Origin of the sequence: Micromonospora sp. NPDC049523, from assembly GCF_040676775.1 — a bacterium.
GTDB lineage: Bacteria > Actinomycetota > Actinomycetes > Mycobacteriales > Micromonosporaceae > Micromonospora_G.
Genome location: NZ_JBFAPP010000044.1, coordinates 1 through 26,970, shown reverse-complemented (window position 1 = coordinate 26,970; position 26,970 = coordinate 1). Strand labels below are relative to the sequence as shown.

Below are 26,970 nucleotides of genomic sequence, written 5' to 3'. Positions count from 1 at the left end.
GTGGCCCTCGCGGTTCTTTTGGCGGGGTCCGCCCAATTCCCCCACCACCACCACCTCTGCGGGGGTTCATCCCTCCTGTTTGTGGTTCTTCCCCCGCCACAGCTCGGTTCCAGAAGGTCCGGCGAGACGCTGTCCAACCCACGAACCGGTGAACGGTTTCGCCGGAGCGGGCATCTCGTTCGGGGCGAGCCGGTACAGATCGGCCATCGCCTCGTGAAGCTGGGTTGCCTTGAATGCCGACAGCCCCAACGGGGCGGCGACGCACTCGGCTCTCAGGGTTGTCCGGGCCGGAACCGATCACCGAAGTCATTCAGAATGGGCGATATGACGTTCACCCCGGAGGACCTCGACCACATCGCGGCCCACCTGGCAGCCACGGGCGAGATCGACGCCCGCTACTCGTACATGGGGGAGGGCGCTGCGACCTGGGACCGGTTCGTGACCTGGCAGGAGGGTGACGCTGTGCCCAACATCCTGCACTCCACGCTGAGCATGCTGCACGACGCGCACCACGACCTGGTGGCCCGGCTGCCTGGCCCGGTGCGCGTCGTGGATCTAGGCCCCGGCCAGGTCGCCTGAGCGCCGGCCTGCGGCTGTTCACCCTTCACTCCGAGGCCGCCCGCATCGATCCGCACGATACCGTCACCAGCGTGGAACGTGGTCCGGGTCGGATTCAGCCCCGGCGAACCGCCGGGGCTGAGCAATTGTTCAGCCCCGGCGGCACACCACGCGGGACGCTCAGCGCCCGGCGGGCGGACTGGAGTAGACGGTCGGGTCGCCCTGGACGATCCAGACCTGGGGGCGGTCGATCGGTACGAACGAGCGGTCGCCGCCGGGTTCCCGGGTCGACGGCACGCTGTCGCCGTTGGGCAGGTGCATGATGAAGTTGACCGCGCTGGTGTCCGCGACCAGCGGGATGTCGTACTCGGCCCAGCCGTTCTCGATCCGGGTCGGCGGCAGCGGACGGTCCCAGCCGATCGTGGCCAGAGTCGCCGGGTCGACCGCGTCACCCCACAGGTGCAGCCCCCACTGGCCGTAGTCGCCGGCCGGTCGCAGGTAGTGCAGGGTGGCGGTGGGGATCGGCGGTCCGGCCGCGCGTACCCGCCGGGTGGCACTGGTGACCCGGGTGCCGTTGGGCTCGGTGAGGATCGCCCGGTACTCGACCACCGTGTCCGCGGCCAGGTTCAGCGGCGTCAGGTCGTCGAAGACGGTGTAGACGGGTGCGGACGCGTCGGTGCCGATCCGCTGCCACGGGCCGCCGGCAACCCGGCGTTCGACCGCGACGACGTGCGTCGCCCGGTCCGGGTCGGCGGTCGTACGCACCTCGACCCGTCCCCGTACGCCGCTGCCCTCGGCCGGTGCGGCGATGGTCAGCGCGGGCGGCGGAACCGTGGCGGGACGTACGCCGGTCTGGGCGGTGTGCCGGTTGTTGTCGAGCACCACCGCCCGGTACTGCACCGGCGTGCCCGGAGCCAGCCCGGACACATCGTGGAACACCCGGTACGGCACGGTGTCGTCGGTGCCGATCGACTCCCACCGGCCGTTCTTGCCGATCCGGGCCTGGAAGGTGACCTCGTTGAACGAGGAGCCGGCCACGTCGGCGGCGACCCGGATCCGTCCCGGCGTCTCGACGGTGGGCACCGGTGCGGCGAGCGAGATCGCGGGTGCCGCCTTCGACCGGGGCAGTTGCCCGGTCGACCGGTAGACCAGGGTGCTCAGCGGCGGCACGGTCAGCGTCAGTTTCCGGTCACCGCCGGTCCGTACGCGGTCAGCGCCTTCGCCGTACACGGAGGTGAAGGTCTGCCCGGCGAGATAGGTCGGGATGGCCGCGGTCTGCGGCTGCTCGCTGTTGTTGGTCGCGACCACGTATTCGCGCTGCTCGGTCCGGTCGAGACGGGAGTAGGCGTAGATGCCCGGACCGTCGGTGGCGTAGCGGTGCTGGTGGGCGCCGTCGCGCAGGGCCGGGTGGCTGCGGGTGAGCGCGGCGAGCCGGCTGATCGACCGGTAGAGCGGGTGCCCGGGTACGAAGTTGTCCTGCCCGTGGGTGGCGTCGGTGCCGATCAGGTCGTCGTCGAGGTACGCCGGCACCTGGCTGGCGAACATCGTCTGCCGGGCGGCCTGGTCCCCGCCGGGACCGGTGAAGCCCTGCTCGTCGCCGTAGTAGACGACCGGGTTGCCCCGGGAGAGGTACATCAGCTCGTGCGCCAGTCGGTCGCGGGCCAGCAACTCGGTGTCGTCCGCGCCCGGGTTGTCGGCGGCGACGAAGCTGCCGATCCGGCCCATGTCGTGGTTACCGAGGAACGTCGGCATCTGGTAGACGTTCGAATCGGCGTCGGTGTACCAGTCGTCGTCGGTGAAGAAGGTGGCGAGCTGGCTGGTCGGCTGGCCGCGTGAGGCGAAGTTACGGGCCGCTTCCTGGAACGGGAAGTCGAGCACCGCCTGCATCCGGTCGCGGGTGGTGAACTGCGAGGTGAACGCGCGGGTGGTGTCGAACACCTCGCCGAACATGAAGAACTCCGACTTGCCCTGGCGGTGAGCGTAGCGCAGCACCTCCGGGCCGAACCGCTGCCAGAACTCGTCGTTGACGTGCTTCATCGTGTCGATCCGGAAACCGTCGATGCCGAAGTCGCCGATCCACCGCTGGTAGATGTCGATCATCCCGTCGACCACCCGCGGGTTCTCGGTGAACAGGTCGTCCAGCCCGAAGAAGTCGCCGTAGTACGAGTCCTCGGCGGTGAACGTCGTGTCGCCCCGGTTGTGGTAGAGCGTGACGTCGTTGAGCCAGGCCGGCACCTTCAGATTCCGCTCGGCCGGATCCAACACCGGTGTGTACGGGAACGACCTCTCCGGGCTCAACGCCGGGAAGCTCGGCTTGCCCGCGCTGTCCCGGTCGTCGAACGGCACCCCGGCGGCGGTCCGGTACGGCACCACGTCCTTACCGGTGTACGCCATCCGCGCGCCCTGCTGGTAACCGATGACGTCAGCGGTGTGGTTGGTGATGATGTCGAAGTAGACCTTCATCCCCCGGTCGTGTGCCGCGTCCACCAGGGCCCGCAGGTCAGCGTTGCTGCCCAGGTGCGGGTCGATCTGGGTGAAGTCGGTGATCCAGTAGCCGTGGTAACCGGCGGACGGCCCGTCCTCGAGCTGCACCGCCTTGTTCTTGAAGCTCGGGGTCAGCCAGATCGCGCTGGTGCCCAGGCCCTGGATGTAGTCGATCCGGTCCAGCAGACCCTTGAGGTCACCGCCGTTGTAGAAGCCGGTCCGGGTCGGGTCGAAGCCCGACACCAGCGGGTCGTCGCCGAGGCCGCCACGGTCGTTGCCCGGATCACCGTTGGCGAACCGGTCGGCCATCACGAAGTAGAACGACTCGTCGGTGACCGGCGTGCGCAGCGAGTGCAGGGCCTGCGGATCGTGGCCCTTCCCGTGGGCGCTGGCCGGGACGGCGGGCAACGCCATCGCCAGCATCACCGACAGCAGCGCGGCGGTACGGGAACGGATCGACATGTTCGACTCCTCCTGGGCGGCGGTCGCGGGTGATGGTCGCGGTGGTGGTGAACGCCCAGTACAGGTTGCCGTACGTCATCGATGGATGCCAGACGATGCCGTGCGCCACCGCTCCGGCGGTCACCCGGCCCCGCCCGAGGTGTCGTCGATCAGGCCCCGTCGATCGACCCTCGGTGCGTGCGATGTCCGGTGGCCCGAGCACGGCTGCGCCGGGCCGGACTGTTGCGCCCGCCCGGGTGGACGGCTTTTCGCGTTTTCGGACCGTAGGTGGGGTGAAATGCCAGACTTGTCGGCAAGTGGAGGTTCGCATGGTCAGCAAGCAACAGGTACTTCGACTGGTTGACCTCGGCCACGGCTACTCCGAGATCGGCCGGCTGCTCGGCATCCCGGCCGGTCAGGCGTACCTCGTCGCGACCGGCATCCCGGCCGACGGGGGAGACACCGTGACCGGTCGGCAGCGGCAACGACCCGGCATGCTGCCGTCGCACTCGCAACGCCTGGTGAACCCCCGGGAGATGAACCCGACCCACTCCGACCGGGTGCACGAGTGGGTCCGGACCCGCGCGATGCGCGACCGGGGCCCCGACGCATCGTCCCGTTGACCGGCGGCCCGGTCGGTGGCCACCGGGCCAGTTTGGGCGGCACCGCCGCGAGGCGGGTCCGCGAGCGTACGCGTGAAGGAGGGCCGGTACCGGTGCGACAACCCATCTCCATCGGCAGCTGGCCGGTCTGGCGGCAACTGACCGGCCCGGACGGGTTCGGTCGCGCCGCCGCGGCCAAGTCCGGACAGAGCGCGTCCCTGCAGGCCCGAACCGCCAGCGCCGACCGGGTGGTGAAGTCGATCTGCCCGTACTGCGCGGTGGGCTGCGCGCAGAACGTGTACGTGCGCGACGAACGGGTGGTGCAGATCGAGGGCGACCCGGACTCCCCGGTCAGCCGGGGCCGGCTCTGCCCCAAGGGCGCCGCCACCCTGCAACTCACCACCGGATCAGGGCGCCTGGACAAGGTCCTCTACCGGCCGCCGTACGGGCGTGACTGGCAGGAACTCGACCTGGACACCGCCATGGACATGATCGCCGAACGGGTGATCCGTACCCGGCGGGAGACCTGGCAGTGGGAGGTCGACGGGCAGCGGGTGGCCCGCACCATGGGCATCGCCAGCCTGGGCGGTGCGACCCTGGACAACGAGGAGAACTACCTGATCAAGAAGCTGTTCACCGGGCTCGGCGTGGTGCAGGTCGAGAACCAGGCCCGGGTCTGCCACAGCTCCACGGTGATCGGGCTCGGCACCTCGTTCGGCCGGGGCGGGGCGACGACCTTCCTGCAGGACCTGCAGCACGCGGACTGCATCGTCATCGAGGGGTCCAACTTCGCCGAGGCGCACCCGGTCGGCTTCCAGTGGGTGATGGAGGCCAAGGCGCGCGGAGCCACGGTGATCCACGTCGACCCTCGGTTCACCCGTACGAGCGCGCTGGCCGACCTGCACGTGCCGTTGCGGGCCGGCACCGACGTCGCCTTCCTCGGCGGGATCGTCAACTACGTGCTGACCCAGGAGAAGGACTTCCGCGAGTACGTGCTGGCGTACACGAACGCGTCGACGATCATCAACGACCAGTTCCGCGACACCGAGGACCTCGACGGGCTGTTCTCCGGCTTCGACCCCGAGGTGCACCAGTACGCCAGCGAAACCTGGCAGTACGAGGGCACCCAGGAAGCCACCGCGAGCGGTGACCGCGACGAGGCGTACGAGCGGCGGCTGGCGACCCGGCACCACTCGCACGACTCGGGGCGGGGCGAGAAGCACGGCTCCGGCGGGGCCGCGCTCGACGGCGACCCACGGCAGGACCCGACCCTGAGCGACCCGCACTGCGTGTACCAGATCCTCAAGCGGCACTTCTCCCGCTACACCCCGGAGATGGTCGAACGGATCTGCGGCATCCCGCAGGACGTGTTCGCGCGGGTCTGCGGCCACCTGGTCGAGGCCTCCGGACCGGAGCGGACCAGCGCGTTCGTCTACGCGGTGGGGTGGACCCAGCACACCGACGGGTCGCAGTTCATCCGTACCGCGAGCATCCTGCAACTGCTGCTCGGCAACATCGGCCGCCCCGGCGGCGGCATCCAGGCACTGCGTGGCCACGCCAGCATCCAGGGCTCGACCGACATCCCCACACTGTTCAACCTGCTGCCCGGCTACCTCCCGATGCCGCACGCCCACCGGCACGGCAGCCTCGACGACTTCATCGACGGCGATGCCGCCCGCAAGGGCTTCTGGGCGAACATGCGGGCCTACATGGTCAGCCTGCTCAAGGCCTACTGGGGTCCGGCGGCGCAGCCCGAGAACGACTTCCGGTTCGACTACCTGCCCCGGATCAACGGCAGCCACTCGGCGTACGACACCACGCTCGAACAGCTCGACGGCAACTGCAAGGGGTACTTCCTGCTCGGCGAGAACCCGGCGGTGGGCTCGGCGAACGCCCGGATGCAGCGACTCGGCATGGCGAACCTGGACTGGCTCGTGGTCCGGGACTTCAGCCTGATCGAGAGCGCCACCTGGTGGAAGGACGGACCGGAGATCGAGTCCGGCGAACTGTCCACCGAACGGATCGGCACCGAGGTCTTCTTCCTGCCGGCCGCCGCGCACACCGAGAAGTCCGGCAGCTTCACCAACACCAACCGGATGCTGCAGTGGCACCACCAGGCGGTCGAACCGGCCGGGGACCAGCGCAGCGAACTCTGGTTCATGTACCACCTGGGGCGGATCGTCCGGGCCAAGCTGGCCGGCTCGACCGAACCGATGGACCAGCCTATCCTCGACCTGACCTGGGACTACCCGACCGAGGGCGGGACCGACGAGCCGATGGCCGAGGCGGTGCTCGCCGAGATCAACGGCTGGAACGCCGAGGGTAAACCGCTGTCGGCGTACACCGAGATGCGCGACGACGGTTCCACCGCCAGCGGCTGCTGGATCTACTGCGGTGTGTACGCCGACGGAATCAACCAGGCTGCCCGGCGCCGGCCCGGCGAGGAACAGAACTGGGTCGGCGCCGAATGGACCTGGTCCTGGCCGGCGAACCGGCGCATGCTCTACAACCGGGCCTCCGCGCGTCCCGACGGCCGGCCGTGGAGCGAACGCAAGCGGATGGTCTGGTGGGACGAGCAAGCCGGCCGGTGGACCGGGTACGACGTACCGGACTTCGAGCCGACCAAGCGCCCCGACTACCAGCCACCCGAAGGGGCGAGCGGGGTGGCGGCCCTGCGCGGCACGGACGCGTTCATCATGCAGGCCGACGGTCTCGGCTGGCTGTACGTGCCCAGCGGCGTTCTCGACGGGCCGCTGCCCACGCACTACGAACCGCAAGACTCACCGGTGCAGAATCCGCTCTACGGCCAGCAACGCAATCCGGCGCGGTTGCTGCGACCACACGCGGAAAACCGGTACCACCCCAGCGGATCCGAACCCGGCGCCCAGATTTTCCCGTACGTGGTGACCACGTACCGGCTGACCGAACACTTCACCGCCGGGGCGATGAGCCGCAACGTGCCGTACCTGGCGGAGTTGCAGCCGGAGTTCTTCTGCGAGGTGTCACCGGAGCTGGCGACCGAGCGGGGACTGGAACATGCCGGCTGGGCCACCATCGTCACCGCCCGTAACGCGATCGAGGCGCGGGTCCTGGTGACCGCGCGGATGGCGCCGCTGCGGGTCGACGGCCGGGTGATCCACCAGATCGGGCTGCCGTTCCACTGGGGACCGAACGGGCTGAGCCACGGTGACGCGGCCAACGAACTCTCCGCGATCTCGCTGGATCCGAACTCCCACATCCAGGAGGTCAAGGCGTTCAGCGCGGACATCCGACCGGGCCGACGGCCACGGGGACCGGCCCGTCCCGCCATGGTCCGGGAATACCAGCGGCGGGCCGGCATCACCGGCCGTACCGGAACAGGGGTGTAGGGCGATGAGCTTCGACCTGCGTGAGGCGGCCACCGGTGCGGCCGACCCGGCGACCGTCGGCGGCTACGGCGACCACCCGGAACGGGTCGGCTTCTTCACCGACACCAGCGTCTGCATCGGCTGCAAGGCCTGCGAGGTGGCCTGCAAGGAGTGGAACACCCTCGCCGAGGACGGCCTGAACTTCACCGGCATGTCGTACGACAACAGCGTCGGGCTCGGCGCCGACACCTGGCGGCACGTCGCCTTCATCGAACAGCCCCGCCAGTTGGGTAGGCAGGAGACCTACCTGGCCCCGACCGAGCTGCCGGGCGACCTGAAGCGGACGGCAGCCGGACGCACCCCGGTGTCGCTCGGACTGCCGGCCTCGGTCCCGCCGGACGGGGTGGTCGGCACCGTACGGGAGATGGACTTCCGCTGGCTGATGTCCTCGGACGTGTGCAAGCACTGCACCTATGCCGCCTGCCTGGACGTCTGCCCGACCGGCTCGCTGTTCCGGACCGAGTTCGGCACCGTGGTGGTACAGGAGGACATCTGCAACGGCTGCGGCTACTGCGTGCCAGCATGCCCGTACGGGGTCATCGACAAGCGTCCGACGGACGGCCGGGTGGCGAAGTGCACGATGTGTTACGACCGGCTCTCGGTCGGCCAGGAGCCGGCGTGTGCCAAGAGCTGCCCGACCGACTCGATCCAGTTCGGTGAGCTCGATGAGCTGCGGGAACGGGCTGCGGCACGGGTGCTGGCCCTGCACGCCGAGGGGGTGGACAGCGCGCGGCTCTACGGTGCCGACCCGAACGACGGCGTCGGCGGTGCGGGCGCGTTTTTCCTCCTGCTCGACGAGCCCGAGGTGTACGGCCTGCCGCCGGATCCGGTGGTGACCACGCGTGACCTGCCCGCCATGTGGCGGCGGGTCGGACTGGCGGCAGCGGGCCTGCTGGTCGGCCTGATCGCGGTCACCGTCTCCGGCGCCAGTGCCCCGACGCGAGCGCGACGATGATCCGTACAAGCCTTCCGGTGGGAGCACGACGATGAACCGTTCCGACGTTCCGGCGGGGACCGCGACGATGACCGACGTACGACTCGACCGGGCCCCGGACCTGCCCGCGGAGCGGGACGCGGTGGTCGGGTCGGCCGGACGACCCGGACGGCGCCAGCGCGGCGAGCGGCTGATGGTGCCGAAGGCGGAATTCCGCTCGTACTACGGTCGACCGGTGCTCAACGGGCCGACCTGGCAGGCGCCCGACATCGCCGGTTACCTGTTCCTCGGCGGGCTGGCCGGTGCCTCCTCGACCCTGGCCGCGGCGGCCGAACTCACCGGCCGGCCGGCACTCGCCCGAGGGCTGAAGGCCGGCGCCGCCACCGCCATCGCCGGATCGCTGTACAGCCTGGTCCACGACCTCGGCCGCCCGGAACGGTTCGTCAACATGCTCCGGGTGGTCAAGGTGACCTCGCCGATGAGCATCGGCTCGTGGCTGCTCGCCGGCTACGCGCCGATGGCGATCGCCGCGGCGGGCAGCGCGGTCACCGGCCGGCTGCCCGTACCCGGTCGGCTGGCCACCATCGGCGCGGCCCTGCTCGGGCCGGCCGTCGCCGCGTACACCGGGGCCTTGATCTCGAACACGGCGGTGCCGGCCTGGCACGAGGGCCACCGGGAGATGCCGCTGCTCTTCGTCGGCTCGGCCGCCGCGTCGGCCGGCGGACTCGGCCTGCTGGTCGGACCCGGTGCCGAGTCCGGCCCGGCCCGCCGGGCGGCGCTGCTCGGCGCTGTCGCCGAGCTGACCATGACCCGCCGGTTGGAGCAACGGCTCGGCCCGCTGGCGGAGCCGTTGCAACAGGACACCGGCGGGGCGCTGATCCGGGCCGGCAAGGTGCTCAGCGCCACCGCCGCGCTGACCCTGGCGCTGGGCGGTCGCAACCGCAAGGCCGGCGTCGCGGCGGGAGTCGCGCTGCTCGCGGGTTCCCTCTGCACCCGGTTCGGTATCTTCCACGCCGGCCTCGCCTCGGCCCGGGACCCGAAGTACACGGTGGGGCCGCAGCGCGAACGGCTCGCCGCCCGCGACCGGGCCGCAAAGGAGCCGACATGAGTACGCTGGGCAAGCATCTGCCGCTGGCCGGGATCGTGGTCACCACCTGTGTCGCGGCCTACCTCGCGGCTCGCCGCGACCCCACCGGACCGGGTACGTCCCGGCGTGCCCTGGGCGCGCTGCGCCCGGCCACCGGCATCGCGGCCATGGCCGCCGCCCTGCGCGACCGCGTCTCCTGAGCGCGCAGTCGAACCCGGCGGTCTCCTGAGCCCGGCGGTCTCCTGAGCGCGCAGTCGAAGCCGGCCGTGCCCTGAGCGCGCCGTCGAACCCGGCCGTCTCCTGAGCGAGGCGATTCACGCTCGCCATACCACCGATCGTGCCCAACGCGTGGGCCGATCCGCTGCGTCACGATCTTGAATCGGTGCGTGGTCGGACGCTACATTCATCGAAGTGATCACTGATGTCGATGTGATCGCGCTCGCCGTCCGTACCTACGTCGCCGGCACCCCCGGCCGCACCGGAGGTCTTCAGTGGACACCAGCGCCGACCCGTCCCGCTCGTCCGACAACTCCTCGTCGGGCTCCGCCCTGTCCCGTCGCCGTGCCCTCGCCATCGGCATCGGCGGCGCCGCCGGTCTCGCCATAGCCTCGCCCGCCTGGGCCGTGACCGACCAGCGGCCGGGGGCGCACCGCCCACCCTCGCTCAACCCGGGCGACCGCCTGGTCGCGGGACGGGTTTCGGCCCGGCGGGCCATCGACCACCTGCGGGTCCTCTCCGAGCGGATCGGCCCACGCATCGGCGGCACCGCCTCGGAACGCGCCGCGGCCGACTACCTGGCCGACAAACTGGACGACCTCGGCTATCGGACGACACTCCAGCCGTTCCCGGTCGCGGACAAGTTCCTGGCCCAGCTCAGCTCCCGTCCGGGGCTGCCCGACGACCTGAACTGGCAGGTCGGCGCGTCACCCCACGCCGCCCTGAACACCCGGGTCAGCGGCCGGGTGGTCGACGTGGCGGCCGGCGCGCCGGCCAACTATCCCGAGGACGTCACCGGCAAGGTAGTGCTCGTCGACTACGTGGCGGCACAGCGGGAGGCCCTCGTCGCGACCGCCGTCGCGCGGGGCGCCGCGGCCGTGGTGTTCCTGCCGGCCGACCTGGTGGAGCCGCGACGGGCCTCGGCCTTCGCCCCGACCCTGCCCGGTTCGGCCACGACACCGGTGCCGATCCCGGTGGTCGGCGTGGCCCAGGCACAGAAACACCGGCTCCGCGAGCGACTCGCCGCCCGCCCGTTCACGTTGACCGTGGCCACCACCGCCCACCGTGGCCTCACCTCCCACAACGTGCTCGCCGAGCGGGCACCGCGCAGGCACGCGAGCACCAGCCCGGTGGTGATGGTGAGCGCCCACTACGACACCGTGATCGGTGCACCGGGCGCCAACGACGACGGCTCGGGGACCGTACTCTGCCTCGAACTGGCCCGGGTGCTGCGTGCACTGCCGACCGACGCGACCATCCGTTTCGGACTGTGGGGTTCGGAGGAACAGGGGCTGATCGGATCCCGGTACTACGTGGCCCAGTTGCCCCAGGCCGAACGGGACCGGATCGTCGCGGTCTACCAGAACGACATGGTGGCGACGAGTTGGGACCCGGCGACCCGCTACTGGCTGCTGTCCTTCGACGGGTTGGCGAACCGGGCGACGACCGAGGTAGCCGGAGCAGCCACCCGACTCGGCTACGAGCCGCGTATCTCCCCGGTGACGCTGCGCGGTTCCAGCGACCACCAGTCGTTCCAGGAGGTCGGCATCGCCAGCGCCAACTTCTCCTGGCGGGGCGAGGAGTCGCCGGCACTGCTCGAACCGCCGTACCACAGCCCCGAGGACACCATCGCCAAGAACGTCAGCGCCGAACGTCTCCAGGTCTCCCTGGAACTGATCGGCTGCGCCGCCTACGCCACCGCCCGCAACCCCTGAGTACGCGCGACTCGTAACCGTCCGACGATCGTCGGCTGCTCGGACACCTGACACCCGAAGGTACGTGTGTCCGAGCAGCCGGCGGTGCCGGTCGACCGGGGAGCGGGAGGTCAGCCGTCGGTTGCCTTTCCGCTGTTGTGTTGCGCGAAGCCGGCGTTGGTGCCGCCCAGGTTCACCTGGCCACCGCTGATGTCGACGCTCCCGAACTGGTTGTGCACGTGGGTGACTCCCGCTCGGAACTCGGTGGCGTCGATGCCGTGTTCGGTCAGGAAGTCGATGATGGCGTCGCTCACCGTACGGTCGACCAACTTCACGTACTTCCAACCATCGAGCGCCTGGAGGAACTTGTACGTGTCGGGTTCGGCTCCGAGTTCCCGCACACTGAGCCGGGCTCCGTAGTCGTACAGCCGGAACTCGTGACTGTTCCGGCTCGCCTCGTCCATCCGACGTACGATCTCGCGGTGGTACACCGCGCCCCGTACCATCCGCCAGGGCGCACCGAGCACGTCGGTGGCGAAGTCGTCCCGGGCGTCCCGGGCGGGCCTGCTCATCAACCGGTCTTCGGGCAGCACGTCGGCCAACTGGTAGCCCAGACGCACCGGCGGTAGGAGCGTGGCACGCAGCTCCGCGTACAGCCTCCCGCCCTCGACCGCGAGGTGGACGAAGACCGAGACCACACAGTCCAGGTCCTGCGCATCGAGCAGGACTTCGCCGTCGTCGGCCCGGATCTGCCGCCCGCCCATCGGTACCACGATCCGTTCGTAGTACCGCAGACCCCCCTGCGGGGTCCTGATGACCGTCTTGAGCGCCTCCTTCGAGGCCAGGGTGTACGGCATCTGCGACTCGGGTTCGAGAAGCAGGTCGTCCTGCACTCTGACACCGTCGGCGACGACGTGCGGCACCAGCCTCAGCTCGGTCAGCCGTTCGCGCTCCGGCAACGCTCCGTCGGACATTCCGCGCACGGCGGCGCGTACGTGCTCCACCAGATCGACGGGGTCCACGCGTACCGCGCCGGGTGTCCCGGTCCGCTCTCCGTCGACCGGCTCGGGCACCTCCCGGCGACCCCCGGTCCGCGCACGCCGCAGGGTCACCGCGAAGGACCAGCCGTGCATCACCTGCCCGGCACCCAGGAACGGGTTCCGTTCCTGCACCGTGATGTTCCCGTGCTGGGCCGCCGCGATCCGGCCCAGCCGCCGCTCGATCCGGTCATTGGCCACCGGGTACGGGGACACCTCCAGGTCGGGGGCCAACTCGTCGACCAGAATCTCGTACGCCTCACGCCGGAACCGCAGCAGCACGAGGAACGTGACGATCGCGAGTCCGACACCGAGCAGGAGCGACAGCAGGAGATAGTCCCCGACCCGAGCTAGGACGGTTTCCGGTATCCCGTAGCCGAGCGACACCATCTCCAATTCGTCGGGGTCCGTGACGAACACGGTCGCCCCGAACAGCCCGACAGCGGCGGCGGCCAGCAATATCGGCACGACCAGCGAGCTGTGGAGCAGGAAGCCCTCCCGCGGCTCCCGTCGCCCCGCTCTGGGCAGCCTCCCGACCAGCAGAAGGCCGCCGAACAGCGACCAGCAGATGGTGGCGACGGGTGTCAGGAGCAGTCCGATCAGCAGCAACCCGGTCACGAGGAGGTCCTGGGTGAACATGATCCGGCGCGCCCGCAGACAGTGCCGCACGATCGGCACCAGGTCGAAACCCTGGGACTGTGCCACGGCGCGTCGCTCGTCGTGCAGCAGTTCCTGGATGACCTGTTCCCGGAACGTCGGGTCCAGGTAGGCGGCGGCGCAGAGATGCCGAGTGGTGCGGCTGAGTGTCTCGGCGGGCGTGTAGACCGGCACTCTCCACGGGTCGCCGCTCGACGTTTCGTCCGAGGGTTGCCGCGACGCAATCACCATGGCGCAGGACCGCCTCACACTCTGCGGGGCACGAACGGTAGCGGCCAGGCTACCGATGCCTGCGGCAACGTGTCTGTCCGGAAATGGCGCCGCCGGCGATTCGCTACGAACAGGCGGCTGCGGCGGCCCACCGGCTCCGGCGGCTCGCGCCGGGCCAGCCGCGCGGCAGCGCGCCGCCCTTGACCACGATCGCCACCGCGCCTGGCTCCCGGCGAAGTCTCGCGACGACGGCGCGCCTTCCGCGGATGTCAGCGGAAGGCGCGCCAGTTCGATCGCGTGCAGCGGGATCGGGTCACGACCGGGTCGGTTACGAGGCGGCGAGTTCGGCCCGGTGCGCGGTCAGGAACTGTTCCAGCGTCTGCACCGACGGGTTGACCGAGCGGGTGAACCCGAGGTCGCGCCGGCCGAGGAAGGCCTCCGGGAACTCGGCGTAGTACTGGAACATGTTGCCGTACTCGACGGCGGCGGGGAAACCGAGGGCGCGGTACGCGTCGTGCGTGAGCGGGCGGTAGACGACCTGCTCACCAAGGACCCTGCTGTACGTTTCGGCGATCTCGACACCGGTCAGGAACTCACCGGCGATGCCCACCGTACGGTCGACCAGGTCGGTGCCGCTCTTGAGGATCCCGAGCACGGACTTGCCGATGTCCTCGGCGGTGATCCCGGCGATCCGGCTGTCCAGCATCGGCAGTCCGAGGACCAGTTGGCCGTTCTCGTCGCGCTGCGGACCGACACCGGCGAGCAGGTTGTCCCAGTAGAACGTGGTGCGCAGGTAGGTGGTCGGCACTCCGGCGGTGGCGAAGAAGGTGTCGGCCTCGGCCTTGGCGTCGAAGTGCGGCACCTTGAAGCGACCGTCGAGGGTCGGCATCCGGTCGTCGGTCAGCGGGATCGACTCACGGGTGTCCTCGAGGGTGGACCAGACCACGTGTTGCAGCTCGGCGAACTTCGCCGCCTGGGCCAGGTTTCTCGCCTCGGTCAGTTCCTGCTCGGCCGACATGTGCGCCCAGAAGAAGGTGACGGCGAAGGCGCCGTACGCTCCGTCGAACGCCTTTTCCAGGCTGGCCCGGTCGTACAGGTCGGCCTCGACCACCTCGGCGCCGAGGTCGGCCAGTTCGCGGGCCTTCGCCGAATCCGGGTCACGGGTGATCGCGCGGACCGCGAACTCGCCGTCGGCGAGGATCGCGCGGGCCGCCGCGCCGCCCTGTGCGCCGGTCGCGCCAACCACTGCGATTACCTTCTTCTCGGTCATCTCAGGCTCTCCGATTCAATCGATGCTTGGCGATGTTTCGCTTACGGTCGGCACAACGCGCGCATCCATGCTCTTCGTCCCGCCCGGGAGGTGGCGTTCGTCATACCCCCTACGGGTATCCGGGGCGACCGGTGACGATACCTCGGGCGCGGACGGGCCCCGCCGATTCCACAAGAGACGGTAGCGGGACAGCGGTGTCGGGCCGTGACGTAGTTGGATCTATCCATGGCCGGGTCCCGGCGCCTATCGTCTGATCATCCGTCCGGGTGATCACCGGGGCGGACCTGGGTGTGAAGACGGCGCCGATCTCCATCGGGCCGGCGCCCGAGTCCCAAGGAGACAGAGTTGACGATCCCCTCGTTGCCACCGATCCGTGACCGGGCGGCGCCCCGGCCGCGGCTGACCGGACTGGTGGTGGCCACCCTCGCCGCCGCGCTGCTGCCCATGCTGGTCACCGCCACGCCCGGTACCGCGGCCCCGGCCCAACCCCAGACCCCCTGGACGAAGATCGGTGGCAACCTCGCCGCCGCTCGTTCCAGCAAGCCGATCGACATCCAGGCCAAGCGCCTCGCCGGCTTCAGCCTGGACCGGGCACTGCTCGAATCCGAGCTCGACCGGGCGCCACAGGAACGCGCCGCGCGCACCGCCAGGGTGCAGGCGCTGGTGGTCTCGCTGCCCACCCCGGAGGGCACCCTCCAGCGCTTCGAACTGGTCGACTCCCCGGTGATGGAGGCCGGGCTCGCGGCGAAACACCCCGAGATCCGGACGTACGCCGGTCGGGGGCTGGACGACAAGACCGCGACCGTACGCGCGGACCTCACCCCGCTGGGCTTCCACGCCTCGGTCCGCTCCGAACGGGGCGTCTGGTTCGTCGACCCGTACTACCACCTCGACCAGAGCGTGTACGCCAGCTACTACGGCCACGACCTCGTCAACCCCGACGAGTTGCCGGCCGAGCTGGAGGACGAACAGTCGGCGTCGACGGTGACCGAGCAGGCCGAGCCTGCCGTGGTCGGGCCGACGGTGACCCTGCGGACCTACCGACTCGCCCTGGTGACCGACCCGTCGTACGCCACCTTCTTCGGCGCGGAGAACGTCACCGCGGCCAAGGTCACGCTGGTCAACCGGGTCACTCAGGTCTACGAGGACGAGACCGCGATCCGGCTGGTGCTGGTCAACGACACGGACAAGACCAACCTCAACACGGCAGCGCTGGCCACCGAGCCCAACGGTCCCTGCGGCGCGGCCGCCTGTTTCACCCCGGCCCAGGTCGCCACCTGCGGCAGCGGCACGCTGAGCCGTAACCAGATCGTGCTCGGCCAGCTCGTCGGCGCCGGCAACTACGACGTCGGCCACATCGGTCTCGGCGTCAACGGCGGCGGCGTGGCCGGCCTCGGTGTGGTCGGCGGCGCGACCAAGGCGCGCGGCTGCACCGGCCTGCCGACCCCGGTCGGTGACTTCTACGCGGTCGACTACGTGGCGCACGAGATCGGCCACCAGTTCGCCGGCAACCACACCTTCAACGGCACCCAGTACAACTGCTCGGGTGGCAACCGCAGCGCCGCGAACTCGTACGAGCCGGGCAGCGGTTCGTCGATCATGGCGTACGCCGGCATCTGCCAGCAGGACAACCTCCAACCGCACAGCGACCCGTACTGGTCGCAGCGCAGCTACACCGAGATCACCACGTTCGTCGGTTCCGCCCGCCCGGCGATCAACGAGGTGCAGACCGCCGCGCTGCGTGGCTTCGACACCGACGGGGACTCGTTCACGATCAGCTACGCGGGCCGGGAGTCGGCGCCGGTCGTACGGGGTGCCAACTACACCACGGCCGGCATCAAGGCCGCGATCGAGGCGATCCCGGACTGGCCGGCCGGTGCGACGGTGACCGTCGCGGCGTTCGGCGGCACCGGCACCCTGGACGACACCGGTTTCCAGGTCACCTTCAACGCCGGCCCGCTCGCCGCCGTCAACGTCGAGGCGCTCACCATCACCGCGGCCACCGGCGCGTCCGGCTCGGTCGGGGAGACGGTCAAGGGCGGTGCGGTGGACAACGGCGGCTGGCTGGTCGAGCAGACCACCAACCGGGCACCCGTGGTGACCGTGCCGGCCTCGTACACCATCCCGGCCCGTACGCCGTTCACCCTGACTGGCGGCGCGACCGACGCGGACGGCGACACCATCACGTACCTGTGGGAGCAGAACGACCGGGGCGGCCTCAGCGGTGGCAGCACCGCCGGCACCGCGCTGGTCAACAACACCAAGACCAACGGCCCGCTGTTCCGCCAGTTCGGCACCGCGGCGGTGGTCAGCCCCACCGACACCCTGGAGTACTACTCGCCGGGCCTGAACGCGGTGGACACGAACCCGACCCGCGACTTCCCGGACCTGGCGCAGATCGCGGCGAACAACACCAACGCCAAGACCGGCACCTGCCCGGCGGCACCGCCCGCACCGCCGACCGGCGGGGCGACCAACGTGCCGGCCACCACGATCGACTGCTACTCCGAGTTCCTGCCGACCGGCGACTGGGTCGGTTTCGACAACACCCGCACCATGCACTTCCGGCTCACCGCCCGCGACGGGCACCCGGGTGCCGGTGGCCTCGGCAGCGCGGACACCGCGCTGGTCGTGGCACCGACCGCGGGGCCGTTCCTGGTCACCTCCCAGGGCGCCGAGGGCACCGTCGTCGGGGGCTCGGCGCAGGACATCACCTGGGACGTGGCCGGCACCGACGTCGCGCCGATCGGCGTGACCGAGGTGAAGATCTCGCTCTCCACCGACGACGGGGCGACATTCCCGTACGTGCTGGCGGAGCGGACGGCCAACGACGGCAGCGCGACCGTGTCGGTGCCGAACGTCGCCACCACGACCGCGCGGATCAGGGTCGAGGCGGTCGGCAACGTCTTCTTCGACCTGAACGACGACAAGATCACGATCAAGGCCGGGCCGGAGGTCTCCAACGACGCACCGGCCGGCGGCGCGACCGTGCAGTACAGCGACGGCGTGTCGCCCGAGGTGCACGTCCGGGCAACCGACCCGGACAGCGACGGCGGCTCGCTGACGGCGACCGCGACCGGACTGCCCGCCGGACTGTCCCTGGCCCCCGGCGCGTCGTCGGACCCGGGCACCCGTCCGGGCACCCGGCAGTGGACCGTGACCGGCAGCACCACCGGCGCACCGGGCGACTACCCGGTCACCGTCACCGTCTCGGACGAGACCGGCGGCGCCAGCACCACCACCTTCACCATCCGGGTGGTACGGGAAAACGCCGAGGTCACGTACACAGGCGACACGTTGGCGTACGGGCGCAACGGTGGCGGCAGCACCGCCTCGCTGCGGGCGACCGTACGCGACGGTGCGGTGGCGGGCGACCCGACCGACTCCCGGCCGGGTGACATCCGTACCGCGACGGTGACGTTCGCGGCCGGCGGCCGGACACTCTGCACCGGAGCGCTCGGGCTGATCGACCCGGCCAACACCGCCGTGGCCTCGGCGAGCTGCGAGGCCACCCTGCCGACCGGCAACCACCAGGTGACGGTCACGGTCGGCGGCAACTACACCGGCACCGCCTCGGCCCGGGTCGAGATCAGCCGGGCGGAGAACCGGGCGGTGATCGGCGCGGGCACGCTCACCCCGACCCGTTCGGCCGGCGTCTACCCCGTCGACCGGGGCTCGCGGGCGGACTTCACGCTGCTCGTGGCCCAGGCTCGCGGGGGAGCGACCGGGCTGGCCACGGTGACGTTCCAGTCCGGCGGTCGGCGTTACGAGATCCGTAGCACCGACGTCAAGTCGTTCGGCGCGCGTACCGGTGCCGGGGCGGACGTACTGGAGTGGCGGAGCAGGGCCAACCTGTTCGACGTCACCGATCCGCGGCGGACGGTCGCGGTCGGCACCGGACTCACCCTCCGGTTGACCGCGACCGACCGTGGGCTGCTCTCCTCGAAGGACGGGCTGGGCATCACCCTCACCGACGGTGAGCGGCTGCTGCTCTCCTCGGACTGGAACGGGGTGCGGACCGGGGAGATCAACGTGTCCGGCGGGACGATCCTGATCCTGTAACCGCATTTTCCGTACGCGGAGAAGGGTGGCTGACCTCGGTCGGTCACCCTTTTCCATGCCTGGTGGTGCTCGTCGGTGTCCGGTCGGTTGCCTCCGGTCAGGCTCGATCCGGTTAACAGTCGGTAACGGCATTGCAACGGTCGAGTGGCCTAGGCTCATCCGGGCCGGGTTTCTCATGCTGGCTGGATACATTCCCGCGATGTCTGATCCACTTCCCTCGACATGCGTCGACCGGGTGTGCCGATGACGAGGCTCATCGCGCCCGCCGGGCGTACGCTGCGACTGCTACTGGTGACCGTGGCGGTGCTGCATGCGCTGAGTCTCACGGTCAACGTCCTGCACCGGGGTCTGGAGTCGGCACCCTTCGTCCACTTCGACTGGGTGTACGCCTTCCTCGACGTCGACCAGGAGCACAACCTGCCGACGTGGTTCGCGTCCTCGCTGCTGCTGTTCAGTGCGCTGGTGCTGGCCGAGATCGGAATCACCGCCGGCCGGGTCGGGGACCGGTTCGCCCGGCACTGGAAAGTGTTGGCGCTGGTCTTCGTCTTCCTGGCGCTCGACGAGGCGACCCAGATCCACGAGGCGGCCAACGTGCTGCGGGACGCGTTCGACCTCACCGGGCTGCTCTACCTGTCCTGGATCCTGGTGGCGATGCCGCTGGTGGTCCTCTTCGCCCTGGCCTACCTGCGGTTCCTCGGACACCTGCCGAAGCCGGTACGGCTGCTCGTGCTCGTCGGCGGCGCGCTCTACGTGGGCGGCGCGGTCGGCATGGAGGTTGTCGGCAGTGTGCTCTGGGACAACGGCCCCGGCTACGACTCGATGGCGTACGCGTTCAGCACCGCCGTGGAGGAACTGCTGGAGATGCTGGGCAGCGTCAGCTTCCTGTACGGCGTCGCCAGCTACCTGCACCGGTACCCGCCGTCTGCCGACGGCAGCCCGGTGCAGGAGACCGTGACGCGACGAACTGGCGGGATCTTGGCGGTTGGTGGCCGGCACGCCCCTGGTCCGGGCTTCCCCGGGCAGCCACGATCGGTCCCATGACGAACCTGCTCCGCACGACCGAACTGCTTCCCGAGACGGGCCCGCCATCCACTGGGGGCCTGCTCCCGGAGACGCCCAGCGTCCTGCGTACCCCGCCCGGATCGCCCGCCGACGCGGTCGCCCACTTCACCGCGCGGCTGGCCTTCGAGACCGACGTCAGCGACGTCCACGCCGACCTGGAGGCCGGCGTGTCCCGGCTGGTGGTGGTCGACTCGCGCGACGAGCGGGCGTGGCGGCAGGGGCACCTGCCCGGCGCCGTCCACCTGCCCAGGGCCGAGATCGCGCGGCGGGCAGCGGACGTGATCCCGGCCGGCACGGCGGTGGTCACCTACTGCTGGGGGCCGGGGTGCAACGGCGCGACCCGGGCGGCGCTGGAGTTCGCCCGGCTCGGGTACCCGGTGAAGGAGATGCTCGGTGGTTACGAATACTGGGTCCGGGAGGGCTTCGCGGTACAGACCGCGACCGGACCGGTACGCCGCCCGGTCGACGACCTGACCGCACCCGTACTCGGCGACGCCTGCGGCTGCTGAACGCCGGTCCGTCCGGAATTCCTGCGCCGACTCCCGGCTCGGTACGTGCGTCACCGGCGGATGGTGGGTAGGGTGACGGTGGCGCCATCCCGCGCCCTACCTCCGTTCCGGCGCTCACGCCGCCGGCCTCGTGGAGGCAAAGGGGACCTCGCGTCCTCGGGATGCCGTATCAGCTGCCCCGTTCCGGTGGGGCCAACGGGAGCGTGAGTCCCGGGGGTCGCGCCGTGCACCGGGAGCAGTTGATGACGAGCCGAAAATCCTTCAAGGCCACCATCCGGGCCAGGATGGCGAAGACGGGCGAGAGTTACCTGACCGCCCGACGCCAGCTCCTCGACCGGGCCGACCGAGCGGCGCCGCCCGTGCCGGGCACCGCCACCGCAGCCGGGGCCCAACCGATCGCGGACGAGACCGTACGCGAGCGCACCGGGCGAGGCCGCGACGAGTGGTTCGCCCTGCTCGACACCTGGGGTGCCACCGGACGTACGCACACCGAGATCGCCCGTTGGCTGGTGCACGAGCACGAGGTCCCCGGCTGGTGGTCGCAACACCTCACCGTCGCGTACGAGCAGGCCAGGTTGATGCGCGCGCCCGGTCAGCAGTACGACGGCAGCTTCGCGGCCAGCGTGACCAAGATCGTGGCGGTCCCCGTCGACCAGCTCTTCGCCGCCTTCGCCGAGCCCACGATCCGCCAGCGGTGGCTGCCCGACGCCACGATCCGGCTCCGTACGGCCACCGCACCGAAGTCGTTGCGGGCGGACTGGGCCGATGACGGCACCCGGATCGTGGTCGGCTTCACCGCCAAGGGTGAGGGCAAGGCACAGGTGGCGGTGCTGCACGAGAAGCTGCCCGACAGCGAGTCGACGGTACGGCTCAAGGCGTACTGGCGGGAGCGGCTGTCCGTACTCAAAGAGTTGATCGAGGGCTGACGCGGTGATGTCGGCCGGGGACAACCGGACAACCCACAGGGAGAGGACCAGCATGACGACCAGGAAGACGTTCATCAACCTGCCGGTGAAGGACCTGCGGCGGACCGCCGAGTTCTTCGGCGCGCTCGGCCTCACCTTCGATCCCGCGTTCAGCGACGGGACCAGCACCCGGATGGTCGTCAGCGACGACGTCTCCGTGCTGTTCCAGGTGGAAGCGTCCTTCGAGGGCTTCACCGGCAGGGCCGTGACCGACACGGCGACGAGCGCGGAGGTGATCATCGGGCTGTCGGCGCAGAGCCGGGAGCAGGTCGACGACCTTGCCGACCGGGTGCTGACCGCCGGCGGCCAGGTCCTGGGCGAACCCGACGACCAGGGTTTCATGTACATGCGGGGCTTTCTCGACCCCGACGGACACCAGTGGTCCTTCCTCTACCTGGACCCCGCGCCGATGGGTTAGCCGCGATCGCAACCCCTGGCGGGCGCCAGCGCGTTCGTCAGGGCAGGGTGGCGTGCACCCGGGGGATGGCCTCCGCCACCGCTGGTGGGAACTCGCGGAACGGTGTCGCGGTGACCGTCCGCTTCGCGCCCCGGCCGGTGTGCGTCCAGGTGCCGAGCACCTGACCGTCGCCGACCACGGTCGGTCGGAACACCCCGTTGTTGCCTGGCACGATGTGGCCGGCGAACTCGGCCGGCAGCACCGCGCCACGGTCCAGGTAGCCGAGGATGAACTCGTCGAAGCCGGGCAGGAGGAAGACCCCTCGGGCCTGCGCCCGGTTGGTGTCGAGGCGCTCGGGGGTGCCCGGATCCATCAGGTATTCGACGCCGTCGACCTCGATCCGGGCCAGGGCGGGTCGGGCGAGCGCGAGCCCGATCTTCACGTCGGCCGCGACCAGGTTCGTCCACCGGGTGAAGTCCTTGACCGTGGCCGGGCCGTGGCTGCGGAAGTAACGCAGGACCAGCTCACCGAGTGCCTCCTCGCGTTCGAGCCGGCGCGGTCGTGGTATCCACTCGTCCGCCAGCACGATCAGTTGTTCGCGGTCGTCCATGGGACCGAAGCAGAGGGTGCCGGTCTGGGACAGGTACCAGATCAGGTGGTAGCCGCGTTGACTGGTCGTCTCCAGACCGGCCGCGTTCCAGACCCCGAGCAGTTCGTTACGACGCAGCCGCCGCCCGCCGGTCAGTGCCTCCACCGCCAACTCACGCGCCCACTCCAGGGTGGGCGGGTCGAGCCCGAGTTGCGCCTGGCGTCCGACCGCGCGGGCCACCAGCCGTGGTGTGGTGAGCTGCAGGATCCAGGCCAGGTCCTCGGCCGCGACGAGGTGCAGGGTGCCACGCATCGGCCAGGACCGGACGATCTCGCCGCGGTCGAGCGCGGCCTCGACCGCCTGCCGGGTGCCACCCGCCGTACGTAGGACAACCGAGGTGAGCGCGCCGGGGAGGTCCTGCGCCTGCGCTGCGGTCAGCCACGCCACCGCCTCGGTCGGGTTCGTCAGCCCCGGGCCGGCGAGGTGCTGTGCCGCCAGCCGGAGCAGGCCGATCTCGTGCTGCGTGGTCATGACCGCGGCCACGCGATGTTCGGCCGATGGGTCGGCGGCTGCGGCTGGGGCGGATTCATTCCCCGAGGATGCCAGATTCGTCGGACAGCTTCGGCCCCGGCGGCAGCCGGCGTGTCACCCGGGCGGTTCCCGGCTCGTGCCCCGACCGGTGCCGTCATCCGGCTGGCGGCATCGGCCAATCGGTCACAGGAATGCGCTTTCTTGAGGGATGTTCGAAGGCCGCCCCGAGCAACGGATACTTACCGGATCGAGCTGTCCCGATCGGTGGCGGCCGCCGCGAGCACTGTCGACAATGGAGCGGAGGTGCGCCATGGCGGTACGCGGCGACGCTGTCCAACCCGTTCCGGTGACCCCGGCCCGACCCGTCACCACGACCACCTCCCTCCCGCCCGCCCCGTGCGTCGCGGGGGCGAGGACCGAGTGGACGCGTACCGGCTTCGTGGGCCCCGAGGAGTCGCCGGCACCACTGACCTGGGGTCAGCGCGCTCTTTGGATCGCCATCGAACGGCACGGGCCGGGATACGTGATGATCAGCCTGCGCCGGACCCTGTCGGTGCCCCGCCGGGCGTCGGCCGACCCCGCCGACGTACTGCGGGCGGTCGGTGCGTGGATCGGCCGGCACAGTTCGCTGCGTACCCGGCTGCGGTTAATCGACGGGCAGCGGTGCCAGGTGGTGGCGGACCGTGGCGAGCTGCCGGTGCTGCTGGTGCACGCCGACCCCGGCTCTGAGCCGGCGACCGGATCGGACGCGGGTCACCACGACGGAGCCGCGCTTGCCCGTACGGTCGCCGAGCAGGTGGCCGACCACCAGTTCGACCACGCCTTGGAGTGGCCGCAGCGGGTGGCGCTGGTGCTGTTCAGCGGGCAGGTCCGCCAGGTGGTGGTGGTCTTCAGCCACACCACGGTCGACTTCCAGGCCGCCGAGATGGCGCTGCGGGACCTGCGGCTGCTGCTGTTACGTGGCACCCTCGCGACGCCGGCCGGTCTGCAGTCGGCCGACATCGCCCGCCGGGAGCAGGACGTCGACCAGCGCCGCCGGGCCGAACGTTCGGTTGCCCACTGGGTCGACAGCTTCGGCCGCCTCCCCGCGGACACCCTGCCCCGGCTCGGTCCGCCGCTCACACCCCGATGGGTACGGGCGGTGCTGACCTCCCCGGCCGCCGACACCGCGATCCGGCTGGTCGCCGACCGGCACCGGGTCACCAGCTCCACCGTGCTGTTGGCGGCCACCGCGATCGTCTGCGCCAACTGGTCGGGCAACGATGTCGTCGGCATCCACACGATGGCCAACAACCGGGCCATGGCGGGCTACCGGGACGCGATCGCGAAGCTCAACCAGCTCGGGCTGGTGGTGGTGGACCTGGCCGACCGGCCCGACTTCGCGGATCTGCTGCCCCGGGTCTGGCGGGCCGCGCTCGACGCGTACCGGCACGCGTACTACGACCCGATCAGGATCCGGGAGGCGTTCCAGGCCGCCGGTTACCCGTACGCGGTGGGGGTGAGTCCGCACCTCTACCTGAACGACATCCGGCTCTCCACCGACGTCGACCTGTTCGGCCGGGCGACCGGCGAAGCCGAGGTACGGGCGGCACTGGCCCACTCGTCGTTCGAGCGGACGCACGGGCTCGACACCTTCACCTGGCGTACCCGGATCGAGATCGTCGACCGGCCTGGCGCGGTGGGGCTGGCCCTCACCGCGGACACCGCGCACCTGCCCCCGGACGCGATCGAGCGTTTCCTGCGCGACCTGGAGCGACTGCTGGTCGAGGCGGCATTCGGAAACGTGCCCTGGCCGTGGCGATAACCACCGGCCGTGGCGGCAGCCAGTTGTCAATCGAACCGACGCGCGTGTCGATGAGGAGTGTGGCGTGACCATGACCGAGCTGCCGCTGTCGCCGGCCCAGGAACGCCTCTGGTTCCTCGACCGGTTCGACCCGGGACAGCCGAACAACATCGCCTTCGCCCGGCGCCTGCGCGGACCGGTCGATCCCGATCTGCTGGCTCGGGCGTTCGCCGTGGTCACCTCCCGGCACGAGGCGTTGCGTGCCACGTTCCTCGACCGTGCCGGTGTGCCGGTGCAGGTGATCGCCGAGCCAGGTGCGTTCGACCTCGAACGGCTGGACCTGACCGGGGAGCCGGAGTCGCTGCGTGAGGAGCGGGCCCGGGAGATCGGCCGCCAACTCTTCGACACCCGGTTCGACCTGGCCAGTGGACCATTGATCCGGGCGGCCCTGCTGACCCTGGCGGCCGACGACCGGGTGCTCGTCGTGGTCGTCCACCACGTGATCTTCGACGGCAGTTCACAGTCGATCCTGCTCGACGAACTCGGTACGGCCTACGGCGCGCTGCTCGACGGTGCCCCGCCCGAGCTGCCGGTGCTGCCGGTCGGTTGGGCCGACTACGTTCGTGAGCAGGCGGATCAGCCGGCCGGGAAGGTGGAGCAGGATCTCGCGTACTGGCGGGAACGGCTGGCCGACGTACCCACGCTCACCCTGCCGACCGACCTGCCCAGGCCCCTGTTCAAGACCCCGCGCACGGCACGCGTACGGCACAACCTCGACGGCGATCTCACGAGCAGCCTGCAACGGCTGGCCCGGGTCCAGCGGTGCACGTTGTTCATGGTGATGCTCGCCGGTTACCAGGTGTTGCTGGGGCGGCACGCCGGTCAGGACGACGTGAGCGTCGGTACGGCCAGCGCCGGTCGTTCCCGCGCCGAACTGGAACCGCTCGTGGGGTACTTCGTGCACACCCTCGTGCTCCGGGGTGACCTCTCCGGTGATCCGACCGTACGCGAGCTGCTGCGGCGCACCCGGAGCACCGCGCTGGAGGCGTACGCACACCAGGAGGTGTTGTTCGAGCGGTTGGTGAGCGAGCTGGACGTGACCCGAGACGTGAGCCGTACGCCGTTGTTCGAGACGATGTTCGTGCTGCACACCCAGGGTCAGTCGAAGGTCTCCGTGCTGCCCGGAGTGTCCGGTGGCCCATTCACCGTCGGTGTGGTGCAGACCCTGTTCGACCTGGTGGTGGACGCCTGGATCACCCCCACCGGTCTGGCGATGACGGCGCGTTACGACACCGGACTGTTCACCGAGGAGACCGTCGCGGCGATGTTGCGTCGGTTCGAGGTGTTGTTGCGGGCGTGTACGGAGGATGTGGATCGGCGGGTGTCGGAGCTGCCGATGGATGATGCGGTGGGGTTGCGGTCGGTGCTGGCGCGGGGTCAGGGGGTGCGTCGTCCGTACTCGGGGACGGTTCTGTCGTTGTTCGGGGCGCGGGTGGCTGCGGCTCCGGGCGCGTTGGCGGTGGGTTCCCAGACGTACCGGGCGTTGGACGAGCGGGCGAATCGGATTGCCCGGTATCTGCGGCGGTCGGGGGTCGCGCCGGGTGCCGTGGTCGGCGTCCGTCTGCACCGGACACCGGACGTGGTGGCGACCTTGTTGGCGGTGTGGCGGTGTGGTGCGGCGTACCTGCCGTTGGATCCTGGGCTGCCGCCGGCCAGGATGTCGTGGCTACTCACCGACTCTCGCGCCGGCTTCGTAGTGACACAACAGAACGCCGGCACCCCCGTGGACGAAGTCGATGCGGGGCGATTGTTGTGGTTGGACCGGGATGCGGCGGAGATCGAAACCGAGTCCGCCGAGCCGTTAGGGCACTCGTCTGATTCAGGCGCTTTGGCGTATCTGTTGTATACGTCGGGGTCGACGGGGTGGCCGAAGGGTGTGGGGGTGCCGCATTCGGCGTTGACGAACCTGTTGTTGTCGATGCGGGACGCGCTTGGGAGTGGGTCCTCCGATGTGTGGTTGGGGTTGACGTCGTTGTCGTTTGATATCAGTGGGTTGGAGTTGTTCCTGCCGTTGGTGGTCGGTGCTCGTCTGGTCCTTGTTGATGAGGAGCGGGTGAGGGATGGTGCGGCGGTTGTGCGTCTGGTGGGGGTGGAGGGGGTGTCGCATGTGCAGGCGACGCCGTCGGGGTGGCGGATGTTGCTTGATGCGGGTTTTGATGTTCGGTCGGTGGTGGCGTTGACCGGTGGTGAGGAGTTGCCGGTGGGGTTGGGTCGGGAGTTGCGGTCGCGGGTGTCGCGGTTGGTGAATGTGTACGGGCCGACGGAGACGACGATTTGGTCCACGTTCGCCGAGGTACCCGTCGGGGTGGGTGTGGTGTCGTTGGGTGCGCCGATCGGGAACACGCAGGTGTATGTGGTGGATCGGGGTTTGCGGCCGGTTCCGGTTGGGGTTCCGGGTGAGTTGGTTATTGGTGG

The 26,970-nt window shown here is 70.2% G+C and carries 18 protein-coding genes; 14 read left to right on the top strand and 4 right to left on the bottom strand.

All coding sequences use genetic code 11. The features are described 5' to 3' along the window. Positions 1-324 precede the first annotated feature (324 nt). Complete coding sequence (locus AB0J90_RS35075; RefSeq protein ID WP_363603399.1) at positions 325-579, top strand: hypothetical protein; 255 nt, start codon at positions 325-327, stop codon at positions 577-579. A gap of 159 nt (positions 580-738) precedes the next feature. Here the strand turns inward: AB0J90_RS35075 and AB0J90_RS35070 are convergent, their stop codons facing one another. Continuing rightward, positions 739-3,504 carry an alpha-amylase family glycosyl hydrolase gene (locus tag AB0J90_RS35070; RefSeq protein WP_363603398.1) on the bottom strand — a complete coding sequence of 922 codons (2,766 nt, stop codon included), beginning with the start codon at positions 3,502-3,504 and terminating at the stop codon, positions 739-741. A gap of 308 nt (positions 3,505-3,812) precedes the next feature. Here AB0J90_RS35070 and AB0J90_RS35065 point away from each other — a divergent pair, with 308 nt between their 5' ends. The 6 genes from AB0J90_RS35065 to AB0J90_RS35040 all read left to right on the top strand — a co-directional run bounded on the left by AB0J90_RS35065 (position 3,813) and on the right by AB0J90_RS35040 (position 11,444). Then, complete coding sequence (locus AB0J90_RS35065; protein WP_363603397.1) at positions 3,813-4,106, top strand: hypothetical protein; 294 nt, start codon at positions 3,813-3,815, stop codon at positions 4,104-4,106. Between the two features lie 92 nt (positions 4,107-4,198). Continuing rightward, positions 4,199-7,453 carry a formate dehydrogenase gene (gene fdh / locus AB0J90_RS35060; protein WP_363603396.1) on the top strand — a complete coding sequence of 1,085 codons (3,255 nt, stop codon included), beginning with the start codon at positions 4,199-4,201 and terminating at the stop codon, positions 7,451-7,453. Positions 7,454-7,457: 4 nt separating this feature from the next. Then, complete coding sequence (locus AB0J90_RS35055; RefSeq protein ID WP_363603395.1) at positions 7,458-8,447, top strand: 4Fe-4S dicluster domain-containing protein; 990 nt, start codon at positions 7,458-7,460, stop codon at positions 8,445-8,447. 31 nt (positions 8,448-8,478) lie between these two features. Beyond that, entirely contained in the window at positions 8,479-9,534 is a 1,056-nt protein-coding gene (gene nrfD, locus AB0J90_RS35050; protein ID WP_363603394.1) for an NrfD/PsrC family molybdoenzyme membrane anchor subunit, read from the top strand. Then, the gene (locus AB0J90_RS35045) at positions 9,531-9,713 is read left to right on the top strand and encodes a hypothetical protein (protein ID WP_363603393.1); all 183 of its coding nucleotides are present in this window, start codon (positions 9,531-9,533) and stop codon (positions 9,711-9,713) included. Before nrfD ends, AB0J90_RS35045 begins: the two co-directional genes overlap by 4 nt. Positions 9,714-10,004: 291 nt before the next feature. After that, on the top strand, positions 10,005-11,444 hold the full coding sequence (locus AB0J90_RS35040) for a M28 family peptidase (protein ID WP_363603392.1): 1,440 nt from the start codon (positions 10,005-10,007) through the stop codon (positions 11,442-11,444). 110 nt (positions 11,445-11,554) lie between these two features. Here AB0J90_RS35040 and AB0J90_RS35035 read toward each other — a convergent pair whose 3' ends face one another. Continuing rightward, the gene (locus AB0J90_RS35035; RefSeq protein ID WP_363603391.1) at positions 11,555-13,348 is read right to left on the bottom strand and encodes a hypothetical protein; all 1,794 of its coding nucleotides are present in this window, start codon (positions 13,346-13,348) and stop codon (positions 11,555-11,557) included. A 307-nt stretch (positions 13,349-13,655) separates the two neighbouring features. Further along, the gene (locus AB0J90_RS35030) at positions 13,656-14,573 is read right to left on the bottom strand and encodes an NmrA/HSCARG family protein (protein WP_363603390.1); all 918 of its coding nucleotides are present in this window, start codon (positions 14,571-14,573) and stop codon (positions 13,656-13,658) included. 369 nt (positions 14,574-14,942) lie between these two features. On the opposite strand from AB0J90_RS35030, the gene AB0J90_RS35025 reads away from it, so the two are divergent. The 5 genes from AB0J90_RS35025 (at position 14,943) to AB0J90_RS35005 (ending at position 21,613) form a co-directional block, all read left to right on the top strand. After that, the gene (locus AB0J90_RS35025; protein ID WP_363603389.1) at positions 14,943-18,659 is read left to right on the top strand and encodes a M12 family metallo-peptidase; all 3,717 of its coding nucleotides are present in this window, start codon (positions 14,943-14,945) and stop codon (positions 18,657-18,659) included. A 243-nt stretch (positions 18,660-18,902) separates the two neighbouring features. Beyond that, entirely contained in the window at positions 18,903-19,700 is a 798-nt protein-coding gene (locus AB0J90_RS35020) for a hypothetical protein (RefSeq protein WP_363603388.1), read from the top strand. Then, positions 19,697-20,230 carry a rhodanese-like domain-containing protein gene (locus tag AB0J90_RS35015; RefSeq protein ID WP_363603387.1) on the top strand — a complete coding sequence of 178 codons (534 nt, stop codon included), beginning with the start codon at positions 19,697-19,699 and terminating at the stop codon, positions 20,228-20,230. Before AB0J90_RS35020 ends, AB0J90_RS35015 begins: the two co-directional genes overlap by 4 nt. A gap of 242 nt (positions 20,231-20,472) precedes the next feature. After that, positions 20,473-21,156, top strand: a complete 684-nt coding sequence (locus AB0J90_RS35010; protein WP_363603386.1) for a hypothetical protein — start codon at positions 20,473-20,475, stop codon at positions 21,154-21,156. A 52-nt stretch (positions 21,157-21,208) separates the two neighbouring features. After that, positions 21,209-21,613: a VOC family protein gene (locus AB0J90_RS35005; RefSeq protein ID WP_363603385.1), complete on the top strand. Its 405-nt coding sequence runs from the start codon at positions 21,209-21,211 to the stop codon at positions 21,611-21,613. A 37-nt stretch (positions 21,614-21,650) separates the two neighbouring features. Here the strand turns inward: AB0J90_RS35005 and AB0J90_RS35000 are convergent, their stop codons facing one another. Further along, on the bottom strand, positions 21,651-22,712 hold the full coding sequence (locus tag AB0J90_RS35000; protein WP_363603384.1) for a winged helix DNA-binding domain-containing protein: 1,062 nt from the start codon (positions 22,710-22,712) through the stop codon (positions 21,651-21,653). 310 nt (positions 22,713-23,022) lie between these two features. On the opposite strand from AB0J90_RS35000, the gene AB0J90_RS34995 reads away from it, so the two are divergent. Continuing rightward, positions 23,023-24,516, top strand: a complete 1,494-nt coding sequence (locus tag AB0J90_RS34995; RefSeq protein WP_363603383.1) for a condensation domain-containing protein — start codon at positions 23,023-23,025, stop codon at positions 24,514-24,516. A gap of 70 nt (positions 24,517-24,586) precedes the next feature. Next, on the top strand, positions 24,587-26,970 hold a 2,384-nt coding region (locus AB0J90_RS34990; RefSeq protein WP_363603400.1), incomplete at its 3' end, for a condensation domain-containing protein.